Raw genomic sequence first — 23,123 nt, 5'->3', positions numbered from 1 at the left:
CACCCCTACCAAAATATTATTTGCTTCCCCTTGATGTAAGGCTTTTCGCTTTTTCGAGCCGTGAAAGGATATCCTTCCAGTGAGACCCAATCCAATATATTTTATTGCACCTATTACAATACCAGAATTCTTCGTGCTCTTCATAGACCTTAGGGGGGACCTTACCTTTTACTTCATTTTTCGGTATTCTAACTAGCATGTTGTTGCATAAAGGGCACCTTGTCCTGTTCCAGTCAAAGTCTAGGCAAATATGAGTGTATTTCGCTATTTCACTTAACTTCTCTTCGGGCTCGATTCCTGCAATAATATAAGCTTTTAGCTTTTTTCTCCTTGCCCACGCTACAAGGCCTCTGTCCCTTGTGACAATAATCCTCCCGGTTCTTCTGGCAATTTGAATTATCCTATAGTCTGATAAATTCGGGCTATACAGGGTATCGTAACCTAGGATTCTAAGCCATCTGGCTAAATCTCCATGCATTCTATCTATAATAAACTTGGCATTCTTGTTACATGATGCAGGCAATTTTCCCTACTCCATGATCTTGGAGTTAAACTCGTCGGTTAATAGAGTTAGGTGGAATAAGATTTCCCCCCATTCTCCTTAGATATCCTATTAACTCTTGACCTGTTATTAACCCAACAGGTTTTCCAGAGTTATCTAACACCACAACTCCCCGATATCCGTTTTTTAGCATTAAACTTGCCGCTTCACCTACAGCATCCCCTGCTCCCACTGTAGGAGGCCTCTGTTTTATTGCGTCACCTACTACCAGGTATGAAATTTCAGTAAGATGCTTGGGGGTCTTTCTCGAAGTTTCATAGTATTCCGTTAGAATATCGAGGATTTCATCTATTCCAATAACTCCCCTAAAATCTCCATCATCGCCTATCGCAGGTAGGAAGCTAATATTGCTTTCAGCTATTTTCATTCTTGCATGTAGGATTCTATCGCTTAATCTTAGTGTTATTGGCGGCGTCCTTGATATTTCAAGTACATTGGTTTTATTGTCAACCAATAACTCTGCTATGCTGAATTTATCAAATATTTGCACGTCGCTATCCAGTATAGGCAAACTCGAAAACTTGTTCTTCCACATGATCTCGACAGCTACGCGCACACTTTTATTTTGACCTATTGTAAGAACAGGGTAACTCATAAAACCTGAGATTCTCCAAGATGATGGTTCAGTCCTCCTGGTTCGTTCTGTAGCTAGTTTCATTGTTATATCAAACTTAGTTGCTATTCCAGCTATATCTTCTGTTTTTGATTTAAGTATGATTCTGTCACTTTTACATTTCTTCATAGCTCTGAGTGCTTCACTCAGTGATTCATCTTTGGATAGCACACAAGCAGTCCTCGAAAAATCCTTAATTGGAATGTTATCTAGATTCAAAGGCTTCACCTCTAAAACCTACTCTATAGAATCTAGTAAAAAGAACTATGCATATAAATTAAACAGCCTTAACCCGCTTCCCTTATTTTTCTCCCCGTTGAAATATAAAGAAGCTCCATGAACATAGGGGACAATAATGCCACATCAGTTTTAGATATCAAACCAACTAATTTTCTGGTTTTTATATCTACTACTGGTAAATGGCCAATACCATAATCTTTCATTCTATAAACTGCATCGCTTAGCTTATCACTCGCATAAGTTTTTACCACTTTCCTAGTCATTATGTCTTCAGCTTTCGTTTCGTCAGGCTTAAGTCCAGGCGCGAGTACTCTCTTAATCAAATCAGTTTCAGTGATAATTCCAGCTATCTCCCCTTTCCCGTCTATAACAATAACACTACCTATGCCCCTTACACTCATTATTCTTGCTATTTCTTTCGCAGTAGTATCAAGGGAAACTGTAATAGGTGGAGTGCTCATTACGTCTTTTACTAGTAGAATTTCCTCGTCTCCTATAGGTTCTTCCTCCATATAGCTCAAACTTGCCTCACCATGTAGTTATAATATTAGTGTGGCTAATAGATTAAATTTACATATACAAATCGGTGAGAGCTTTATTTTGAAAAGGCGGCCTATACTCCTTTTTCCCTAGTGATGCATTTATCTTTCTAAATCTACCTGGTAATCTCTCTGTTAATTCTTCGCTAGGATAGGATTCAATGACCAAACAATCATTACCTACAAGCTTGGAAGTATTCCGCTTAAAAACCTCTGGGAATTCATCCATAGGATTATCGCCTGGGACTATAGTAACGTATAACCATGATTTCCTTGATACGGCCTCTTCGCTTCCTATTAAAACCCTAAGAAAACAGTCCTCCACAGGCTCCAAACCAAATGCAAGAGTTAGCCTGACTCCTCGCACATAGTTTTTCTTTCCATATATCATGAAGGCTCCTTTTGAGATGTATTCTCCTGCTGGAGGAGACTTAGACACCTGCGAACCCTTTACCCAAAAAACATTAACATATCCTGCACCAGCCTTCCATGCCCTGCTGTAGGATGCAGCTAGAATTGATGCATCCCATATATCATTTTCAGTTGGTTCCTTTCCCCCAGTTTTCATTATAGTGGCTGGTGCTCCGTGTATTTCAGCATGTAAGAAAACATCATTATCCTCAAGGTATCTCTTTACAATACTCTCGTTTTGATCGGCATTTTTACCGGCTATAACTAGGAAGCCGTTTCTAGTTATACTCCAAATATACTTTTCATACCATGCTCTCCTCCTGTTCCTGTAAAAACCCCGTAAAAACCTCCTAACAGCCCTCTTTTTTGCATCGGTTAACATTTTCTCCAAGTCCTGGAGAGATTTCTGAGCCCGTCTAGCTTTTCCTTCTAACTCACCTGCAAGTTTATACATATCATTTAAAATGTCATCCAATTTCTTTTGAATGTTAAGTTTAATGTTTCTATCTTTAATTAATACTATGATATTTCCAGTAGAGGGATCTACTGAAGCAACCCAGCCAAGTTTTCTTATAGCATCCCAGCCTTCTTCTTCCTTTAGCTTTTTTATGTATCCAAGGATTTTTTCGAACTCTGCATAATATTGGGACATAAATATTGCTTGTTCCCTAAGTTCAGCTGATTTAGAAGTGTATTCTTCGACTAACTTTCTGTGCTTTTCAATGCTCGCTAGAACCCTGCCAGTTTCTTCCTTCATTATCTTCTCTAACCCTTTAGGCTCTCTCAATCTTTTGCTATATAGAACATCAAGAGCATCATCTAGTGTGTTATAGTACTCTACTTTCAAGTCACGCTCCAGGTACAGTGTCGGTTTAAAGCTAACAGCAAGAATAGGGGTTTCATTTTCATATACCACATAACCCCTACCTTGAATTGCTTCCTCATATATTTCTTTTAGTCCGGCTTGTAATAATTCGATTTGACTACTATCTAGTTCAGACGGTTTCATGTTTTTATCGAGTCCAACGCGATGAACGGTTTCTTCGGCGAATTCACCGGGTAGGCCTAGTCCTCTTACAAGTCCTCTTACAAGATCTTGACCCTTTATTAAATGACCTTTGAGCTCTTCCGTTGATAACAAGGTAATCTGCGGATTTTTGTTGGGCGGCATTATGTATAATTCCTTAGGCTTTATCCTTCTGTCCTTCATTCTTCTATATTCAGTCGCCACTATGATTTTGGATTCTTTGTCAAGTAGTGCCAGTATACCTTTCTTCATTAATTCGACAATAATCTTATGATCCTTTATGTTTAGGGTAACTATTCTATCGTTGTTTAGTTGTTGAATATTCCTAACAATTCCTCCTCTGGTATACTTCCTAAGTGCTGTAAGTACGCTGTCTTGCTTGAACTCTTTAGGGGTGGAGGTGCTCTTGGAGAAATGTATACGCCTTCCAGGTTCTATTACAAGGATTTCACGACCAGCTATTTTGGTGTGTAGCTTAAATAAGAACAGTTTATCGATTTTGTAAATATTTACAAGTCTTGATGTCTCAACAATGTTTTTACCTGTAGTACTAACCCATGCTGCTACATCGATTACTGACATCGTATCTTTAGCCAATCCAGACACCTATTGGAGAATACTATTTACCCCGCAAATATAATCATGTCAATAGCTGGGCGGTGCAAGTACTATGTCAATGCTTGAGACGCCTTTAAGTGATAGAGCATTTAAGCTGTATAGTATTGCAGGCGTAATTATGGGATTCCTATTCTTTCTAGAGCAACTTTATAGTGGAGCGAAATATTTCCAGGGAAGTATATGGGGATTCGAGCTATCCTTTGCTGGGGCAACTGTGCTATTCTTGGCTATTATTCCATTGCTTAAAAAGAACATTGTAGGAGTTGGTTGGAGAGATTTAATTAGAGCATTAATAATAGGTGGCTTTACATATTACCCCCTTTTATACGTAACATGGTCCTCGCTATATCAGCTCTGGGTAGCTTTAAGGTGAATTGGAAACATTTTTCAGGTCCTTGTTATATCACAAATACGAGGCACATTCTCTTGGGCGTGCCCCACTTGATGGGGCAATGGTGGATTTGCTGTGGAGAAATATGTATTTGTGACTGGTGGAGTGCTATCCAGTGTTGGAAAAGGTATAACATCAGCTTCACTAGGCATGCTCCTCCAGAAAAGAGGGTATAGCGTAACTATAATCAAAATAGATCCATACATAAACGTTGATGCAGGCACAATGAATCCCTATATGCATGGAGAGGTATATGTAACAGAAGATGGAGGAGAAACGGATCTAGACCTTGGTCATTACGAGCGTTTCCTGGGTGTAAATCTTTCAAAAAAGAATAACATAACTACGGGAAAAATTTACATGGAGGTGATTGAGAAAGAAAGAAGAGGAGACTATCTAGGCCAAACAGTACAAGTAATACCTCATGTAACAGATGTTATAAAAGAGCATATAAGAGCAGTATCGAGAGGTACGGGTTCAGATATCACAATAGTAGAAATAGGTGGTACAGTGGGAGATATTGAGGGCCTTCCATTCTTAGAAGCCATAAGGCAAATGGGTTTAGAGATGGGTGAATCAAACCGGGTATATATACATGTCGCATTATCCCCGTATTTGCATACTACAGGGGAACAGAAGACTAAACCTATTCAACACAGCGTTCAAGAACTAAGGAGAATAGGAATACAGCCTGATATAATAGTAGCAAGATCTCACACACCTCTTGATTTAGCTGCAAAGAGAAAAATATCGCTTTATGGTAGCGTCCCCCTTGAGGCAGTGATAAACAGTTATGATGTTTCAACAATATACAGGGTCCCCCTTATTCTTGAAGAACAGAGGCTAACGAGGCTTGTTCTCAGAAAACTATCGCTAGATGAAAACGATAGAGTTAATCTTTCCGAGTGGATCGACTTTGTTGACAGGATAGAGGACGGCTTAGAAACTCTTAAAGTTTCAATGGTAGGTAAATATGTTAAGCTTAAAGATAGCTATATAAGCATAGTAGAAGCGTTAAAACATGCCGCAGCTTTTCATAGAGTGAGACTAGAGTTAGAATGGTTTGAAGCAACAGATATAGAACGTGGTGCTCTCGACGCTAATCAGATATTAATGGGGGATGGAGTAGTTATCCTTCCAGGTTTTGGTAAAAGAGGATTTGAGGGTAAGATAGAAGCAATAAAGGTAACTAGAGAAGCAGAGAAACCTTTGATCGGTATATGTCTAGGCATGCAACTAAGTGTTGTTGAGATAGCACGACATTTGGCCGGGCTCAAGGGGGCTAATACGACGGAGGCGGATCCAAATACTCCCCACCCAGTGATAGTACTTCAGGAGGAACAATCTAAACTTAAAAGACTTGGAGGTACTATGAGGCTTGGTGCATTACCTGTAAAGATACTGCCTAATACAATGGCATATGAAGTTTATCAAAACCACATAGTCTACGAGAGACACAGGCATAGGTACGAGGTAAACCCGGACTATATTGACAAATTAGAGGCAGTAGGACTTCGAGTTTCAGCTGTTAGTATGGATGATGAGAATAGAGTTGAAATAATAGAATTAAAAAAGAGTATGCATCCCTATTTTATAGCATACCAGCCGCACCCGGAGTTTAAGAGCAGACCACTGGATCCTAGTCCGCCTTTCAAATCCTTTATTGGGGCTGTTAAGTTTCTAAAAGAGTATAGTTGAGGTTTATTCGAGAAATATTCTAATCTCCTTTATTGTTCTTTGAACAATTTTCTTTATACCTCTCTTACCTGGTTTATATGCAGATTTGACAAGCCCAGCTTCCTCGAGTTTTCTTATCTGACTGCTTATATTCGCTTTACTATGATTTAAAACCTCAGCTAGCTCAGCGACATCCATCTCTCCTTCACTAAGCTTCTTAAGTATCAAGATCCTTGTTTCACCTGAGAGAGCATCGGCTACTCTTTCAATGTAGTTGAAGCCTCTTACATATAGAACTCCATCTTTCTCATAGATTCCTTCCTTTTCAGGGACAGGTATTTTGTTTTGTTCATTACTCAAGCTTCTCACCATCCAATTAATTATTATTCAATTAAACTTTTTATATTTAATTATTTCTTTATAATTTTTACAGAAATCGATTATCATTTAACTTATTTTACTCTTATACAAGCAAAGATAAACCGGATGAAGAAAAATGGTTTCACAGTTAGCCATACTTTACAATAAAACAGATAATGATATGTTTAGAGTTCTAAGAGCAATAGAATCTCTTCTTATAAAATATGAATACCCACCGATCGAACTGGTTGAGAAAAGATCCAGATTACCACCCGGTAGGTTTAGAAAAGCCCTTGAGAGACTAATTGAATCAAAGCTCATAAAGAAAGGAAAACATCAGCTCATGGGTTATACTCTAACATTTCAAGCTTTGGATCTACTGTCCTTAAGAACATTAGCAATGAGAGGCACGGTATCGGAACTAGGGCCCAAGATAGGTGTAGGCAAAGAGAGTGAGGTTTATGATGCATTATCCCCTAGTGGTATGAGGCTTGTCCTTAAATTTCACCGTGAAGGTACTAGGTCATTTAAAAGGGTAAGGAAAACCAGGGTATACATGGCAGATTCTACAAGAAAGCAATGGATACTCAAAGCCAAACTGATAGGTGAAAGAGAGTTCAAGGCCCTGGACACTCTATACAAGCTTGAGGCATTAGTTCCCAAACCAATAGATTACAACAGGCACGCCGTAGTGCAAGAATACATAGAAGGAGTAGAACTATATGCTCTTCCGAGTAATAGTATAGATAACCCGCTAGAGTTACTCTCCGATATAATTAACACAATCCTAATTGCTTACAAAAAAGCAGGGATAGTCCATGGTGATCTCAGTGAGTACAATATTTTCATTTCCATTGAAGGTAAACCCTATGTAATAGATTGGCCGCAATATGTATGCAAAGGAGATCCGAATGCGAATCAATTATTAAAAAGAGATGTGTATTACATAATAAGATTCTTCAACAAGAAATTCAAAGTTGGAGTGGATCCGGAAGAGGTCCTAAGAGAGATTAAGGGAGGCACTAATGTCTGAGAGGAAATCTACATATATGGGTGTAGATATAAATGCAGGAAGTAGTCCCTCATCGATATACAAGCCTAGGTATTCTCTCATAGTAATCGATTCAGATAAGAGGGTATTATATAAGAACGAGGAAGCTACTCTACCCAGGATCATTAGACTCGCGTGGGAGTATAATGTTTCATCTATAGGAATCGACAATGTATATGAACTAGCACCTACCGAGCAAGGAATAGCCAAGATACTATCGTTGCTCCCTCCGGAAACAAAACTGATGCAAGTAACATATAACGACGGAAGATTCATACCCATAAAAACTGTAGCTGAAAAGCATGGTATAAGCATTCATCCGGGGAAATTATCGCCAGGGAAAACAGCCTACATAGCAGCACTCTTAGCTGAAAAGGGAATAGGAGGGCAAGTCCGGTTAAGGGAGGAAAAAACGCGTATAACGGTATCCAAAGCAAGAGGGGGATCAAAAGGAGGCTGGAGCCAGGGAAGATATCAGAGAAGATTGAATAGTATTATCAGTCAGGTGGCGCAAAAGATAAAAGAGACTCTTGACAAAGGCGGCTTAGACTACGATGAATCCTATAGGAGGAGTAAGGGAGGGCTGGAATCAGCAATATTTACAGTTTACGCGGGAAGGGAGAAGATATATGGTCTAATAAAACCATATGATGGACGGGACTATAGGATCCGGGTGACGCCACTATATAGCCAGAAACTCATCATAGGAGAACGGGATATAACCCTCTCCCAGAGACCCGTGATTGTTGGCGTTGACCCGGGAATATATACTGGACTAGCAGTCCTTGATATATCAGGGAACATATTGTACTTATATTCTTCTAAAAACTTGGATCGCTCAAAAATTGCCTCAATATTATCTGATATAGGTAAGCCAGTAGTGATTGCTACAGACGTTAATCCTCCACCTGACACTGTCAAGAAGCTGTCGGCAATGTTTAACACGCAATTATATGTTCCACCTGTCAGTCTATCGACCGCTGAGAAAAGATCTCTAGCTGACCAAACATACCCTGAATATGAGGATACTCATCAAAGGGATGCCCTTGCAGCCGCATACAAGGCTTACAGGGAGCTCAGTGAGAAATTCAAGCAGATCGAGGTCTATGTTTCTAAGAGGAAGCTAAACTTGGATATTGATAAGATCAAAGAAGCTATTGTAAAAGGTAAAACTATAGCAGAGGCTGTAGAAGATGAGATTGAGAGGAAAATAGGTATTGTTGAGCTATCATCTATAGGCAGAAAAGATAATGCCTCCAACGTTCAGAAAAAAGTGCAAGAGGAGTCATGTACTATTGCCCTGGCTGAATATAGGGAACGTCTAGAATATTTGTTATACACTCGTAGGAAGCTGGAAAACGAAATAAGAAAGCTGAATAACGAACTGGATTATTTTAAGAAAGCTCAGAAGAATGCTGTACGCGAGTTAAGGAAAGAGGTAGAACAGGAAATTCAGGTAGAGAAATATAAAGGCAGGATATATAGTTTAGAGAAAAGATTAACTGACTTAGAGTCGTTGTTAACCGAAGTTAGAAAAGAGAAAAATCTTTTGCTTCGCAGTATAACTAGTTTAGCTAGGAAGGATAAGGCTATTGGATATTATATTGAGAGACTAACAATTGATTCGTTGAAGAACCTTGAAAAAGTTATCAATGGAGTAATCCCAGAAGGATCTGTAATCATCGTGGGTGAGAATGACCCGTATGATTCGAAAGCTATAGAACTCCTATTATCTAGAAGAATCGAGGGTTTGATAGTAACTGGTATACCAGCGTTTACCGGTTTAGTTGAAAGCAAAGGTTTACCGGTAGTATCTATAGATGAAGGGGATATGCAAAGAGCCGAGTACATAGTATTTCTAGATTATTCAATTCTCAGTAGAATTAAGAAGAGAAGGCTTGAGTTAGGCTCAACGGGTTTGGATCAGGAGAAGCTTGAGTTGTTAATGAAGGCCTATAAGAAGGGGTTAATTGAAAAATAGACAATTGTGGGGTTGGGACTTATTCCGGTAGAAGATTTTCTTCTTCTAACCTATCTGCAATCCATTTAAGCTCTAATTCCTCTAGTTTTGCTCTTGTTGGTCTTCCATTGAGCCAACCTCTTAGCTTATAGTATTCAGGAAGCATTTCATCTAGCCTTACCACCTGTCCCTTGCTAGCACCTTCAGGCATGGGTTCTTTCAAGAATCTAGGAGGAAGCGTATCATATTCAACTCCATCTCCGAAGCTTAACACATTGAATGCCCTCTCAGCATTATATATCATTTCACCTATTTTATGGACTTCATCTTTACTAATATCCCAGCCGGTTACTGCAGAAAGTATCTTGGCATAATCCTCATCCCATAAGGCAAAACTACTGAATTTACATAGAATCATAGAGTCAATTACACCGAATACATCCTGGAACTCTTTAACAAGGGCAGGTTTGCCTTTCGTCTCAAACCTGTCTACAAGCATAGGTACTCCCAGTACTTCAGGGCTTATCATATAAGCTCTTAAGTGACAGCCTCCTCTGTTGCTTGTTGCATATGCTAAGGCATGGCCTTGTGCCCCTCTAGGATCATATGCAGGTAGCTCTTGTTTCCTAACACTCATGGATAGTTCTGGTGCACCGTATTTGCTTGCCAGCCTATAGGAGCCTTCTGCAAGCTCATCCCCTACTCCGCTTCTAAACGCTGTTCTCCACGTTAGCTCAACCACGGCTTCAGGGGTACCCCACTCTGCTTTCAACCCCCTCAGCTTTTCTTTGGGGAATTTGCCTTTTTCCAAGAGCTCAAAGAGGGCTCCAATCGTATTGCCCGTCGAAATAGTGTCTAAGCCTAGTTCATTGGCTAAGAAGTTAGCCTTTATAACGGACTCGAAATTATCATTGCCTGTCTGGGCTCCAAAAGCCCAGACGGTTTCATACTCGGGGCCGCCACCTTCACCGCTGAAGGGTGATTTTCCTACTCGGGAGTATCTAGCACAAGTTATTACACAGCCCCAGCATGCTTCTTCTATGCTCTTTTTCTTATCTAGGTAGGTTTCGGCTAGCGTTTCACCACTTATTTTCTCGGCTCCCTCGAAATAGCCTGATTGGAAGTTCTTGGTCGGTAGCAATCCGTTTTGGTTTATTATATTGACGAGTATAGCTGTTCCTAGCTGTGGAAGGCCTTCGCTTGTGACAGGATTCTCTTTATGTTTTTTCACTATATCTTTGACTACTTCTCTAAATAGATCCATTTTACCTATCTTCGGGACTTGATGTCCCAGGACTGCTATAGCCTTGAGTTTTTTACTACCAAGGACAGCTCCGTGTCCTCCTCTTCCAGCTGCCCTGTTCTTATCGTTCATTATTGCGGCGAATTTAACTAGCCTCTCACCTGCAGGACCTATAGCAGCTACTTTGATTTTACTCGCTTCATTCACACCTACCTCGCCCGTCAACTCTTCTCGTATTTTGTCTGTAGTCGAGTGAACATCTAGCCCCCATAAATGACTTGCATCTCTCAGCTCTGCTTTTCCATCATGGATCCATAGGTAAACAGGCTTCTCGGACATGTCCTCAATGAATATACCATCATATCCTGCGAACTTTAATTCTGGACCGAAGTTTCCGCCACTTTGACTGTCATGTACAGTGTCTGTTAGTGGCGCTTTTGTTACACTACACCATCTACCAGACTCGGTTACTCCCGCCACGCCCGTTGCAGGGCCTGTCAGTATAAATACCTTGTTCCTAGGACCAAGAGGATCAGCCTTAGGATCTACCTCCTTTAACGCTAAATATACTCCTAGGCCTCTACCACCTATCCATTTTCTTAGAATGTGATCAGGTAAAACCTCGTCTTGCAGTTTCCCGCTCCAGAGATTTACTCTAAGGAATTTACCCATATATCCTCCTGTCAACATACTTCAACTCCCTGTCAAAAAGACATGAAAAGATTGTTCTCATTTCATATATTGGTAACGATAATATAAATAGTTATAATTAATCCTTAACTGGTGTTTACAGATTGTTCAAAGTGAAAAAATGGCTGGTAAAACCCTCTATGGCCAGTCATCCTAGAGAATTAATGATCGAGATCTCGAATAAATGCAACTATAAATGCATTTATTGTTTCAGGAATCTAATGACGGATCCAGAAGGATTCATGGGTCCAGAATTATATGGTAAGATCATAAAAGAAGCATATGACTCAGGTGTAGGGAAAATAACTTTCTCAGGTTGGGGAGAACCTTTACTTCATCCTAGAATCGGGGACTTTGCCAGGAGAGCCAAGGAATTCGGGTTCAAGGTACTTTTGAATACAAACGGTTACTATCTCAAGGAAAATACTAGTTGGATAAAAGATTTAGTAGATGAGCTCTATATAAGCATAGATAGCAGTGAAAGCAATTTATACTCTATAATAAGAAAAGGCGGGGATCTTTCGAGGCTCCTTGAAGCGCTAGAAGACATAAATAGGTATAGAAAGGAGAAAATGGCTAGAAAGCCGGAAATAATCGTCCAGTTCACACTAACTAAGCTCAATGTAGATAATTTAGTTAAAACCATTGAACTTGCTGGAAAACTAAAAGCAACAAGGTTTATTGTGTCAAACATTCTTCCATTAACACCAGGACAGGAAAAATCACTGGCGTGCTATATAGATGACAAATGCAAAGAGAAAGTGGCTAGGATAGTAGGGAGGCTCGCTAGGTTAAGTATGATCCATAACATCCTCATAAGCCTACCTCAGCTGGGCTTGTCGACCGAAAGAGAGTGCCCTTTCGCTTCTAGGAATGCATTGTTCGTTAGATGGGACGGCAAAGTAGCTCCATGCATATACATGGCCCACGGATGGAGAAATACTTTCTACAAGGTAACGAGAACAATAAACCCTGTGATACTCGGAGACCTCAATAAAAAGAGTTTGATGGATATTTGGAACTCTGAGAACTATACGCAATATAAATTCAACCTAGATTTCATGTACTATCCGAGCTGTCCTGATTGCCCGTTACGGGACTATTGCACTCTCACACTATCCAATGATATGGATTGCTGGGGAAATCAGCCAAGCTGTGCCAGTTGCCCTTACGCGAGGGATATAGTAAGATGCCCGTTATAAAAGTCAGGATATATGCTGGGCTTAGAGTGCTTCTAGGATAGAAAGAAAAACTAGTAAAACTAGATGATAACTGTAGGAAAGTCAAGTGTTTACTCAAGAGTATCCCAGAAATACAGAGAGAAATAGATAGATATGTAGAGAAGGGCTATAATCCTATAATCCTAGTTAACGGTCGGAACGTTTTCCTAGACAGAGGGTTGAATGAAGAGTTAAAGAAAGAAGACACTGTAGATATTTTCCCACCAAGTGCAGGAGGCCTTACAATACTGAGAGTCACTCAAGTATAATCAGGCGTTTTAGGAATGATGCCACGCCAAAAACTGCTCTATACCTAACTGGAAAGATAATTTATATTAAAGAGTGATCTAATCATTGTTGAAGTCAACGTTCTCGTAGAGTTACCTTGATCGTTTTCTTAGGCTTCTTCAACTCATAAAATTCTTCTTCCTCCTGTTTAGAAAGCTTACTTTTTACATATCCTTTAACAGCTCTGGAAGCAATATCCCACATCGTCTTAAAACGGCCTCTTCTTATCTGATGAAGTATAAATGCTGGTCTCAGGTAGAAGCTCCTGTAAGCCCAGCTCAGCAACTTGAATAAGACTTCTCTCTCGAAGTGATATCCCTTCATCACTGGATAAATTGTAGTATAGTAATCCCAGTCAGTTATCTCGATCAAATTATCCTTCTTTACCTGGTAATATAACGGTGTTCCAGGATAAGGTGTGGCAACAGTGAACTGGGCATAATCAACCCCTAGTTTCTTCGAGAATTTCACTGTGTTTTTCATATCATCAATGGTTTGCCAGGGAAATCCTAGTATAAAGCTACCTGCACTCTCTATACCCGCTTCTCTAGTCCATTTTACAGCATTGACTACTTGTTGTATTGTTATTTTTTTACCTATTTTTTCTATGTCCTCATCCTTATAGGATTCAACTCCATAATAAATAGTGGTGCAACCAGCACTCCGAAGTTCCCTAAGCATATCAGGATTAATACTGCTTACTCTAGAACCACAAGTAAAAGTGATATCCAATCCCCTACGGTTAATTTCTTCTACAAGATCATAGACCCATTTACGGATAAGCGTCAGCTCGTCATCCGAGAAAACCACAATATTAGTTTTATATGTATCCATAGCATCTTCAATTTCATCTACAACTTTTTCAACACTCCTCACTCTATAACGTCTACCCCAGAAATAGCTTGTCGTACAATAAATGCAACCATAAGGGCATCCTCGGCTAGCCATCACATGAATTATCTTTATAGGCTTATCGAATAATGTATACTTATCCATTGGAAGCAAATGCCTAGCTGGTGGAGGAAGTTTATCGATATCTTTAATTAGAGGTCTAGGCTGAGTGACTCTGACCTTCCCTTCTTCACTAACATATGCCAACCCATTAATATTCCGTGGCTCGCCATCTCTCTTTTCTAGAAATTCAATTAGCTCTTTTGAGGTAAGTTCTCCTTCACCTATAACTACATAATCAGCTCCATTAGCCAATGCTTCCTCAAACATGAAAGAAACGTGAGGGCCACCCATTACAATCTTAATACTAGGATCTTTCTCTTTTAACAGGTTAGCAACAGCATATCCACCCTTTACGGTAGGTGTAACAGCTGATATGCCAACAACATCAGGATGCCTAGACAAAACCTCCCTTGCAGTTTCTTTTACTGAAAGCTCTAGCGTAGGGGCATCAATTATACTAACTTTATGGCCCTCTTCTTCAAGGACTGAGGCTATATAAGCTAGTCCTAAAGGTGGAGCCCTAACACCAATACTCTGATAAATCTCCAGTCTTCTAAGCCCAGGAGAGGAAACTAAAGTAATATTCACTTCCCACCACCAGAATCCCTGGACTTAGAAGACTGTCTTATAGTAACGTGAGGTTTAGGTATATTATCCCAATCTTTTTTATTCAAGATACACCCGGGGTCTGGTGCAGTTATATCATGGAAATATGCATACGCTCTTGCTCTACATCCTCCGCACACGTATTTATAAGGGCATTCGCCGCAGTAGCCTTTGAGGAGTTCTCTATTTCTGAGAGTCTGGAAGACTTCTGAGGTATCCCAAATTTCCCTGAACATTTTCTCCCTAATATTTCCAGTTTTAATAGGTAGGAATACGCATGGTGCTACATCACCATTTGGTTGTAGAGCAGCATATATTCTTCCTGCACCACAACCTCCGACAAATTCTGCTAAAGCATTGACTATTTTATTACTGCCTACATAAAAGTGAGTTGGTGACACCTCTTCTCCATGGCTTTGTTCGAGGACTACTCTTGCATACTGGGGTGCAGTAGACTCTATTTCCAGGCTTCTCTTTTTCATTTCCCGATAGACTGTCTTAAGGAACTCTTCTCTTTCCTCAGGTGTCAGGTCCATCCATGCATAGTCGGCGCCTCTACCTGTTGGGACAAAGTTAAAGAATATGACTCTATTTACACCAATCTCCTCCGCAAGATCAAGTATTTCTTCAACCTCGTTTATGTTAAACTTAGTGATAGTTGTAGCCATTCCATTATTTAATCCTAACTTAACTGCATTCCTAAGAGCTGTTGTGGCTTTTTCCCAAGCCCCTGGAACACCGCGGAACCTATCATGAACTTCAGGTTTAGCACTATCAACGCTAACCTCCACGTATCTTATACCAGCTTTGACCGCTTTCTCGAGGTTTTCCATTTTAGCAAAAAATGTACCGTTGGTAGCCACAGATATATATATGTCCCTGTCAGCTAGTTCTTTGACTATCCTGTAGAAATGTGGGTGTATCGTCGGCTCGCCGCCACTTAAAGCTACAGCTGCAACACCAGCCTTATCTATCTGCCTTACAGCCTCAAGCTTCTCCTCTAGAGTAAGTTCATCCGGTAAAGGCTTATCAGCCCTTTGATAACAGTGTATACATTTTAAATTACACATGTTCGTGAAGTTCCAAACTATAAGGAAGGGGGCAGGCATTTTCTGTGGAACAGTAACACCATACCTTGCTAGACCCTCCACTACAAGCGATACTCCTCTCCTAACAGCAGGATCCCTGAGAGCCTCTTTCGCACTTTCAGTATCACCTCTAAGGACTTTTACTCCAATTTTTATTGTAGCATTGATCATCCAGCTTAGGAATCTTGCTGTTACAGGGCAACCTGTTACATGTGAACCTGTAAAGGATGAGAGAGCATGAAACAATACGGTTTGTTCCCTGCACTTATCTTCTTCACAGCAATCGACTCTCCTAGTCCCAGCTCTTAGGTAACTTCTGGTTACAGGGTTATTGAAAATTAATCTAATTCCAGTTAATAATCTCCCAATATCCCCTTTTTTCTCATTTGCCGTATTATAATTACTACTCACGTCTAATTCACCAATAACATGTTTATCTTATTAAAACTATTAGATCCATCTGTATATCATGTAAACCTAATAAAACAGTTGAACTGCTCCAATTTGTAGGGTAGTTCACTGCCTCCTTGAAATGAGTCTAACAATAGGAACTAGTTTATTCAAGTCATCTACGCTTCTAGGTATTCTTGGGAGGATAAACGATAAAAGTAGCGCTCGTTTTCTAGTTTCCTCCAGAACCTTATTTTCTAAGTCTATAAGCAAGCTAGGATCGTCGAATGCTTTTAAGATGCTGTCCAACAGAGAGTTGACCCACCCCGGCTCATAGGTCTCTATAAGCTTTGCTAGTCTAATAACGTTTAATCGAATAACGTTTCCCCCTACTTTACCTTTTATTCTTATGTATAACAAGTGGGATCTCGGAGTGAAAACAGTGTTCTTCATTCTAGCATCCAATTCATCTATTGGAATAACTAGTTCACCGCATCTAATCTCATTTACACCCGAAATCAAGTGTTCGATTTCCAACGAGAAATCCGTGTTGAGCCATTTGTACAGTGGAATATCATATACGCCTAATGGTAATCCAGACCAGAAGCTCCTGATAAGGTATTGGTGAAACCCCAGACTATATAGGAATCCCGTGGAGGCGATAGGAGGATCTGTGCATCTAATTCTTACAGAATAACAACAATTAACCAGTTCTCTGACTGCATTTACAAGGACTTTAATATTTTTATGTTTACTGCCCCACTCTATCAGCTCGCGATCAATATTCATTTCTCTAGCCAAGGTTTCTAATAATGGGAACCTACACTTTTAAACATAAGTAATAAACAAGGCAAAACAAACGGAAAACTGCCTCAAGTTATCGGTGGCTTAGTAATGAATATACTAATACTAGGAGCAGGAGCGATGGGATCATTATATGGAGCGTTGCTAGCAAAAGCCGGCTATGAAATAACGTTACTCGATATAGACGAGGAGAAAGTAGATACAATAAATAGTAATGGAGTACATGTTACAGGCATAGAAGAATTTGAAATGCATCCCAAGGCCACTATTAAACCTCCCTTGAAACCTCCTAGTGTGATTTTCATTTTTACTAAGTCATACTCTACTGATGACGCTTTGAGATCAGTAAAACACCTGATAACAAGTAAAACGTTACTTGTAACTCTTCAAAACGGCTTGGGGAACGAAGAGATAGCTAGGAAATATGCAGATAAGGTAATAGGGGGAGTAACTACTTATGCAGCCGTATTAGAAAATCCTGGAGTAGTAAGGTGGGCAGGGAGGGGGATTTCTATAATAGGGGGATATCCAACAGGTATTCCAAGCTACGTTTACACTGTAAGGGAAGTATTGTCTGATGCTGGATTCAATACGATCACAACGGATAATATAATAGGATGGAAGTGGCTAAAAGCTATAGTCAATTCAGCCATAAATCCTATCGGTGCACTGTTGCATGTTAAGAATGGTTATATATTGGAGACAAGTGTACTGAAACAACTTGCACTGGATATTGTTAGGGAAGGAAGAAGAATAGCTGTAAGGCAGGGAGTCAATATCCCAGGGAAACCAGGAGAAATGCTTGTTAAAACACTTCAAAGCACAAGAGAAAACTATAACTCGATGCTCCAAGACTTAAGTAGGTGTAGAAGGACGGAAATAGACTACATAAATGGTAGGATATTAGAGGTAGCTAGGAAAGCAGGGTTAAAAGCCCCATTGAATCAGGCATTATGGTCGCTGATAAAAGCACTCGAACTTAAATGTACAACATCTACGGACAACTGATCTATAAGAATCTCGGAGGATTAAAAGGGTGAAATTATTCCGTGAACTGCAGTGAGCTAGGATATATAACAGCATTTCTAGCAGGGTTATTCTTCGGGTTAAGTGATACCCTTGTCAGAGCGGCTTCAGTAAAACTCAAACCATTCCAAAATCTATTAACAAGCCTCCTCGTTGGAACACCTATACTCTGGGCAGCATCTTTATTCTCATGGAACGATCTTCCATCTTTCAATGCAATCTTTTCATTTATTCTCGCAGGTATTCTGAACTTCATAGTTGGACGATATTTATTTTACCTATCCATTTCATATGCAGGTGCAACAACCGCTTCGATAGTTACAAGTCCTACAGTGGTTTTCGCTTCATTATTCGCTTGGATTCTACTCGGCGAAACCCTTACTAAACTGCAAATCTCCGGTGTGTTTCTAGTCATGATCGCGGTATATTTAGTTTATAACGAACCGAGCGGTAAACCATTCCACGGAGGCAGATCATCCATAGGCATATTAGCTGGGCTAGCATCCGCTCTAGTATTTTCATTGACATCATTACTAGTAAGATTCGGAGCCGGTTACAGCAGTGGAAACCCAGTATTAGGAGCAGCAATATCGTATAGTGTAGCGCTCATTCTGCTCACTCCTTTTCTAACTAAAAACACATTAAGAGAAGTATCAAGTCATGGTAGGATCTTTCATTATATGATTGCTGCAGCAATTATAGTTGCAATTGCCCAATTGTTTAGATATACTGCTTTCTCTGTATGCAATGTGGCTAGGGTTTCTGTCTTAATAACACTATTCCCTATTTATACTCTATTGTTTTCAATGCTCTTATCTAGCGAATTAAGGGAAAAACCTGGATTAAGTCATATTGCTTCTGTTATTATTGCTGTTATCGGTGTGATATTGGCATCTGGTTGAATGTGTAGATTATTAATATAACTACTATGTAAATGTCATTACTCAGTTCACCCGCATTTTACTGAGTCCTTATGGTGTCTTAATTTGACTGAAAACCCAGGGTATCGGTGGATTGTGCTTTCTATATACATACTAGCAGGCATAGCCTCGCAGCTTATCTGGATAACTTATGCCCCAATCTTAACAGTATCATCAAGGTTCTACCATGTTTCCAGCGATGAGGTAGGTTTATTCGCAGCAGTATTCCCACTAGTATACCTTGTAATATCCATTCCAGTAGGATACTACATCGACAAATACGGGTTCAGAAGAGCACTGATAACAGGAATGATATTTCTAGGAGTATTTTCCGCATTTCGAAGTATAACAACATCATTTATTGTTGCATTGTCTTTCCAAGTAATTGCAGGTACAGGTCAGCCATTTGTTATGAATAGTGTTTCAAAACTTGTTAGGTCATGGTTCCCTGAAGAGGAAGCTGCTCTAGCAACAGGATTAGGCACCCTCTCGCTAATGCTAGGAATAATAATAGCACTTGCACTCACACCAATCCTAGTATCGCACATAGGATTAACATACACGCTATTAACATACGGAGCCTACAGTATTATGACTCTCTTTCTAGTATATGTCCTTGTTAAGGAACCAGAAGTCAAGTTGAAAGAAGAAAGAGTAGGAATAGGATTAAGGGAAATGAGCCTAGTACTCAAGAATAGAAACATACTAATACTTTCAACCTTGTTCTTCCTAGGAGTAGGTGCTTATACAGCATTTACCACATGGGTTGAACCGCTTGTCAAAGCGGTGGGTGTTCCACTCAACAGGACAGGCATGGTAGGTAGTCTACTTACGGTTGGCGGAATTATCGGTTCGATAGTTATACCTGGAATAGCAGATAAAATAGGGTCAAGAAAGAAACCAATGATATATGCACTACTAACAGCTGTAATCCTATGGATTATACCCTATTTTGTGAACGGAACCCTAGCAGTCTCAATAGACCTCTTCATAGCGGGTTTCTTCCTCCTATCACTGGCACCATTATCACTGGACTTAAGTGCAGTTTCAGTAGGCGTCCGGTATTCGGGAGCAGCTAACTCAGTCCTATGGGAGTTCTCGCAAATAGGGTCACTTCTCCTAATATGGGTATTCGAAGTAATAGGAGAAACCAAAAACTGGATATCAATCTATCCGATAATAAGCCTACTTATCATAGTAATGCTGTTGTTAGCGCTAGGATTGAAAGAGCAGAAGCAACAATAACGGGCCAAGAATAATCATTTCGTATTTTTAGCAATATCCATTATAATTGCCCTAACATGACTATCAACCAAACCTACTCCAATTCTCTTCCCAACTAACTCTCTAGATACTACATTGCTAGCATACATAGCTTCGCTAATTATATCATTAAATTCAACTGGAGGAAGAATAGCTATAGCCCGCACCTCACCTTCCCGTATATCTATTATATTCGTAACAATAGTTAAAGCAAAAGAACTAGTCGAAGCTCTAGTCACCTTTAACCCTTTACCGAGATCTTCTATATCCACTACCTCAGCACCGACAATATCAATAGCATGCTCCGGAACGTTCTCTTCGCCAAGTTTAATCCTCATGGGCAAACCTAATAGGATACTAAGCGCATACTTAACCTCAGCAGCGGCATACAGACTCTTGGCTGGTATATGAACGGACTTAGACTCGAGAGGAAACAATATATTGTAGAGGAGTTTTGCCTCATCTACAGTATCTTTCAGCTCAAAAGACTTTAGTATCATTCTATAAGGAAGGAAACTAAACCTAAGTTTCAGTATATCCTTATGAATGCTTTGTCTAGCATTCATCGCCTTACCCTTCTCAATAGACCAAGGGAGAATCCAGTTTCTAACTCTCCTTTCAAGTCTCTCACAGGCATCCAATGCTAGAAGAATACGATAATCACTCCTAGTATCCAAGAATCCCCACCTATAAACCGGGAATAATTAGGTAGAGCATCTAGAATAATTATCTTATACAAACGGTGGAGCCAAATTGGATTCTATGCTTAGGATTCGTTGGATATAAGAGCTAGGAATAACGCGTTAGAAGGTCATAGAAGAAGGGCTAAAATATTGAGTAAAAACATTGATATGGTGGCTAAGGGATTGACTGGTATTATAAGGGATTGTAGAAGATGGGCGATATCTAACTATTCACTGTATGTTATTAGTTGTTAGCACGTGTTTTTAGGTTAGCCTCAAAGTACGAAGTAATTCTTCCCTGAGTAGAATTCCTGTGGAAGGTGTGTTTGATTACTTGTGGATACTAGGTTTATTTACGGTTTAGTGTAGATTGTTTTCTATTACTTTTACTAATGTATTTTCTGAGGATACTTTATACCTATTTATGGAGTTATCCAACTTATGATATATAGGGCGATACTCCTCCAATAGTTTACTGTATTCTTTCTCGAACCAGTTATTATCTACTGGATAGTATTTATAGAGCGTCCTACGCCACGACTCTAGGAATAGAGGAGTTTTACCTATATATTCTGCTGCTGTAACTATTCTAACGTTTTTCTGTTTCCTGGATATCGTCCTAATCCATTGATATCCCATACTACATCTATTAACATGGTGATCAACGACTATCGTGTGAGCAATCTTAGATAGTCTTGATATGTTTCTACTAGCCTTTCTAAGTAGGGTTTCAACAATGCTTTGGTTATAAAGGAACCTATAGATAGGCGGTCCATCGGTGATTATGATATCAGGTTTTAATTGGAGGGCAAAGTCAACCAATTTATCGCATAGTAGCTCTGTATCAGATAAATGCATTACTTTTTCTCCAGCATCTATGAGAGACGTGTATGTTTGAGTTCTAGAAAAAGTACCATGGGGATATGGGCCATATATGCTTACAGGCCCCATTTCAAAGCCCCCATGTTCAAAGGTTATTACGTTACTACCATAGACTTCAATAATCTTCTCTAGCCGACTTCTTTCTCTACTCTTTAACATAGAAGCAGTTGGAGCTATAATTTTCAGTTTATCGTTATAGTCGAGGTAATACAAGTTTAGCTGAAACGGATTAGCGTTATATAAGGGGACGTGATCGCCATGCATGTGGCTTAAGACAACGTAATTAGTACTCCTCCATACTTCCTTGATCTGGTTTCTAACCTCGTCTCCAGCAACAGCTTGAATAGGATGAGGATGAAGACCCCACCTAGTAAAACCTAATGCAACACCAGGATCGATAAGAACCTTTACTCCACGGTGCTCTATGAAGCAAGACAGACCTCTAACACCAAGGCTCTCACTCCCAATCATTTGAAGATTGACCGTTACATCCACCCAATAATTAATGTTATAAGTCCTTCAGACTTAACACTAATTTCTCTTAGCATAAGAGTTCGATGGCTTGAAACTTATAACAGACGATAAAAAAACTGAGCAGTATTGCATCCAAATATGTGGAAACAATGAATAGTAGAAGGTTGCTGAATAATTAGCTCTATAGACAAGTAGTCTTCTATTACTTTGCGAGGACTAGTATTGCTTCTCCCTTGCCTTCCTCGATAGTTAAGTGTACCAAGTATATGTTATCATAGATTTTCCAGTACCCTCCATAGAGATCGTAGTACCCAATGGTCGGGCAAGAATAAACTGTAAACACACGATACCTCCATCCAGAAAATGCTATATACTCCCGTACAGAACATCCTGTATACGTGATGCTCTTGTTCTTAGGAAGGAATACTATAGTTACATTGCCTACGTTGATAGACTTGTTTGATACGTTTATTTCTCCATGATTATACCATAATTCTAGTACTCTGTACTTGTATGTACTTCCATTTATAATTAGAGTGTTTTCACCCACGAATGTTGCATTAGCTATTAAATTTTTGGCAAAACCTTCTATGCGGGCACTTACACTTGTATTTCCTTTGAGTGACTCCTGATAAATTTCCCGTGCTTTCAGTAGATATTTACTTAAAATATTATTGTAATTGGTACTAGTCTCGTTGTAATACTGGCCTCGACTGGTTGCGGGCCACCATATGTGCCCGTGGCAATGGCCATAAGGTTCTCCCCACGCCTTATAAGGTTCCGTTTGCTTAGGTACGTTAACTGTTATAATAGTAGGAACGTTTTCAACATCTCCTCTCCATATTAGTCCATTAGAGGTTTCCATGAAATGACTATTAATGAAATCTAGCCTCCAGGCCTCAAGGAACCATAAAAAGTCAGCTACAATTCTATTATCATTGATCCACATTTCATTTGTTACTGTAAACGTTATAGTGATCATGTTGTTAGATTCGTTATATGATAAACTTAGATTTGCTATATAAGCACCGTGTATTGTGTAGGTTTGATTTATTTTATTTGTGATGTTTTGGGCAAAATTATCCCAGTTTTTGATGATTGTACTAAAGGATTCCTTATTATAGTTTATTTTTTCAATGTATT

Annotated in this window: 20 protein-coding genes; 8 read left to right on the top strand and 12 right to left on the bottom strand. The window is 39.6% G+C overall.

Going from position 1 to position 23,123, the window contains the following annotated elements; genetic code table 11:
* Window positions 1–16: 16 nt before the first annotated feature.
* From F7B60_06750 to F7B60_06735, 4 genes are all read right to left on the bottom strand, one after another.
* On the bottom strand, window positions 17–523 hold the full coding sequence (locus tag F7B60_06750; protein MCE4615209.1) for a Mut7-C RNAse domain-containing protein: 507 nt from the start codon (window positions 521–523) through the stop codon (window positions 17–19).
* A 25-nt stretch (window positions 524–548) separates the two neighbouring features.
* Window positions 549–1,394 (bottom strand): CBS domain-containing protein, encoded by an 846-nt coding sequence (locus tag F7B60_06745; GenBank protein ID MCE4615208.1) that lies wholly within the window; start codon window positions 1,392–1,394, stop codon window positions 549–551.
* Between the two features lie 68 nt (window positions 1,395–1,462).
* On the bottom strand, window positions 1,463–1,927 hold the full coding sequence (locus tag F7B60_06740; GenBank protein ID MCE4615207.1) for a CBS domain-containing protein: 465 nt from the start codon (window positions 1,925–1,927) through the stop codon (window positions 1,463–1,465).
* Between the two features lie 58 nt (window positions 1,928–1,985).
* On the bottom strand, window positions 1,986–3,989 hold the full coding sequence (locus F7B60_06735) for an NFACT family protein (GenBank protein ID MCE4615206.1): 2,004 nt from the start codon (window positions 3,987–3,989) through the stop codon (window positions 1,986–1,988).
* A gap of 73 nt (window positions 3,990–4,062) precedes the next feature.
* Between F7B60_06735 and F7B60_06730 the strand changes: the two genes are divergently transcribed.
* Both F7B60_06730 and F7B60_06725 read left to right on the top strand, forming a co-directional pair.
* Complete coding sequence (locus F7B60_06730) at window positions 4,063–4,383, top strand: hypothetical protein (GenBank protein ID MCE4615205.1); 321 nt, start codon at window positions 4,063–4,065, stop codon at window positions 4,381–4,383.
* Window positions 4,384–4,476: 93 nt separating this feature from the next.
* Window positions 4,477–6,099 (top strand): CTP synthase, encoded by a 1,623-nt coding sequence (locus F7B60_06725; protein MCE4615204.1) that lies wholly within the window; start codon window positions 4,477–4,479, stop codon window positions 6,097–6,099.
* Window positions 6,100–6,102: 3 nt separating this feature from the next.
* Here F7B60_06725 and F7B60_06720 read toward each other — a convergent pair whose 3' ends face one another.
* On the bottom strand, window positions 6,103–6,438 hold the full coding sequence (locus F7B60_06720) for an ArsR family transcriptional regulator (protein ID MCE4615203.1): 336 nt from the start codon (window positions 6,436–6,438) through the stop codon (window positions 6,103–6,105).
* A 136-nt stretch (window positions 6,439–6,574) separates the two neighbouring features.
* Between F7B60_06720 and F7B60_06715 the strand changes: the two genes are divergently transcribed.
* Together F7B60_06715 and F7B60_06710 are read left to right on the top strand one after the other, a co-directional pair.
* On the top strand, window positions 6,575–7,471 hold the full coding sequence (locus F7B60_06715) for a serine/threonine protein kinase (GenBank protein ID MCE4615202.1): 897 nt from the start codon (window positions 6,575–6,577) through the stop codon (window positions 7,469–7,471).
* Complete coding sequence (locus F7B60_06710; GenBank protein ID MCE4615201.1) at window positions 7,464–9,470, top strand: DUF460 domain-containing protein; 2,007 nt, start codon at window positions 7,464–7,466, stop codon at window positions 9,468–9,470. Before F7B60_06715 ends, F7B60_06710 begins: the two co-directional genes overlap by 8 nt.
* A 19-nt stretch (window positions 9,471–9,489) precedes the next feature.
* On the opposite strand, the gene F7B60_06705 is transcribed toward F7B60_06710, so the two are convergent.
* On the bottom strand, window positions 9,490–11,382 hold the full coding sequence (locus F7B60_06705; protein MCE4615200.1) for an aldehyde ferredoxin oxidoreductase family protein: 1,893 nt from the start codon (window positions 11,380–11,382) through the stop codon (window positions 9,490–9,492).
* Between the two features lie 113 nt (window positions 11,383–11,495).
* Between F7B60_06705 and F7B60_06700 the strand changes: the two genes are divergently transcribed.
* Window positions 11,496–12,584 (top strand): tungsten cofactor oxidoreductase radical SAM maturase, encoded by a 1,089-nt coding sequence (locus F7B60_06700; GenBank protein ID MCE4615199.1) that lies wholly within the window; start codon window positions 11,496–11,498, stop codon window positions 12,582–12,584.
* A gap of 381 nt (window positions 12,585–12,965) precedes the next feature.
* Here the strand turns inward: F7B60_06700 and F7B60_06695 are convergent, their stop codons facing one another.
* The 3 genes from F7B60_06695 to F7B60_06685 all read right to left on the bottom strand — a co-directional run bounded on the left by F7B60_06695 (window position 12,966) and on the right by F7B60_06685 (window position 16,717).
* Window positions 12,966–14,432: a B12-binding domain-containing radical SAM protein gene (locus F7B60_06695; protein MCE4615198.1), complete on the bottom strand. Its 1,467-nt coding sequence runs from the start codon at window positions 14,430–14,432 to the stop codon at window positions 12,966–12,968.
* A complete protein-coding gene (locus tag F7B60_06690) occupies window positions 14,429–15,949 on the bottom strand; it encodes a radical SAM protein (GenBank protein MCE4615197.1) in 1,521 nt (506 codons plus the stop codon). The genes F7B60_06695 and F7B60_06690 overlap by 4 nt, the downstream gene beginning before the upstream one ends.
* Window positions 15,950–16,054: 105 nt before the next feature.
* Window positions 16,055–16,717, bottom strand: coding sequence for a hypothetical protein (locus F7B60_06685; GenBank protein MCE4615196.1), 663 nt, complete (start codon window positions 16,715–16,717; stop codon window positions 16,055–16,057).
* A 105-nt stretch (window positions 16,718–16,822) separates the two neighbouring features.
* Here F7B60_06685 and F7B60_06680 point away from each other — a divergent pair, with 105 nt between their 5' ends.
* The 3 genes from F7B60_06680 (at window position 16,823) to F7B60_06670 (ending at window position 19,923) form a co-directional block, all read left to right on the top strand.
* Window positions 16,823–17,740 (top strand): 2-dehydropantoate 2-reductase, encoded by a 918-nt coding sequence (locus tag F7B60_06680; GenBank protein MCE4615195.1) that lies wholly within the window; start codon window positions 16,823–16,825, stop codon window positions 17,738–17,740.
* 41 nt (window positions 17,741–17,781) lie between these two features.
* Window positions 17,782–18,660 carry a DMT family transporter gene (locus F7B60_06675; protein ID MCE4615194.1) on the top strand — a complete coding sequence of 293 codons (879 nt, stop codon included), beginning with the start codon at window positions 17,782–17,784 and terminating at the stop codon, window positions 18,658–18,660.
* Window positions 18,661–18,744: 84 nt separating this feature from the next.
* The gene (locus tag F7B60_06670) at window positions 18,745–19,923 is read left to right on the top strand and encodes an MFS transporter (protein MCE4615193.1); all 1,179 of its coding nucleotides are present in this window, start codon (window positions 18,745–18,747) and stop codon (window positions 19,921–19,923) included.
* A 14-nt stretch (window positions 19,924–19,937) separates the two neighbouring features.
* Here the strand turns inward: F7B60_06670 and F7B60_06665 are convergent, their stop codons facing one another.
* The 3 genes from F7B60_06665 to F7B60_06655 all read right to left on the bottom strand — a co-directional run.
* The gene (locus F7B60_06665) at window positions 19,938–20,618 is read right to left on the bottom strand and encodes a hypothetical protein (GenBank protein MCE4615192.1); all 681 of its coding nucleotides are present in this window, start codon (window positions 20,616–20,618) and stop codon (window positions 19,938–19,940) included.
* Window positions 20,619–20,984: 366 nt separating this feature from the next.
* Entirely contained in the window at window positions 20,985–21,977 is a 993-nt protein-coding gene (locus F7B60_06660) for a hypothetical protein (protein MCE4615191.1), read from the bottom strand.
* Between the two features lie 205 nt (window positions 21,978–22,182).
* Window positions 22,183–23,123, bottom strand: a 941-nt coding sequence (locus F7B60_06655; GenBank protein MCE4615190.1) for a hypothetical protein, incomplete at its 5' end; no start/stop codon positions are given.

Origin of the sequence: Candidatus Tiamatella incendiivivens (assembly GCA_015522635.1) — an archaeon.
Classification (GTDB): domain Archaea; phylum Thermoproteota; class Thermoprotei_A; order Sulfolobales; family Acidilobaceae; genus Tiamatella; species Tiamatella incendiivivens.
The sequence above is the reverse complement of the archived record's forward strand: the minus strand, read 5'-3'. Positions and strand labels throughout refer to the sequence as shown.

Bases quoted from the DNA above. Each gene is read 5' to 3' on its own strand.
- F7B60_06730 (MCE4615205.1), top strand. From the start codon at position 4,063: ATGTCAATGCTTGAGACGCCTTTAAGTGATAGAGCATTTAAGCTGTAT.
- F7B60_06710 (MCE4615201.1), top strand. From the start codon at position 7,464: ATGTCTGAGAGGAAATCTACATATATGGGTGTAGATATAAATGCAGGA.
- F7B60_06680 (MCE4615195.1), top strand. From the start codon at position 16,823: ATGAATATACTAATACTAGGAGCAGGAGCGATGGGATCATTATATGGA.
- F7B60_06685 (MCE4615196.1), bottom strand. From the start codon at position 16,717: ATGAATATTGATCGCGAGCTGATAGAGTGGGGCAGTAAACATAAAAAT.
- F7B60_06705 (MCE4615200.1), bottom strand. From the start codon at position 11,382: ATGTTGACAGGAGGATATATGGGTAAATTCCTTAGAGTAAATCTCTGG.
- F7B60_06715 (MCE4615202.1), top strand. From the start codon at position 6,575: ATGGTTTCACAGTTAGCCATACTTTACAATAAAACAGATAATGATATG.
- F7B60_06740 (MCE4615207.1), bottom strand. From the start codon at position 1,927: ATGGAGGAAGAACCTATAGGAGACGAGGAAATTCTACTAGTAAAAGAC.
- F7B60_06660 (MCE4615191.1), bottom strand. From the start codon at position 21,977: ATGATTGGGAGTGAGAGCCTTGGTGTTAGAGGTCTGTCTTGCTTCATA.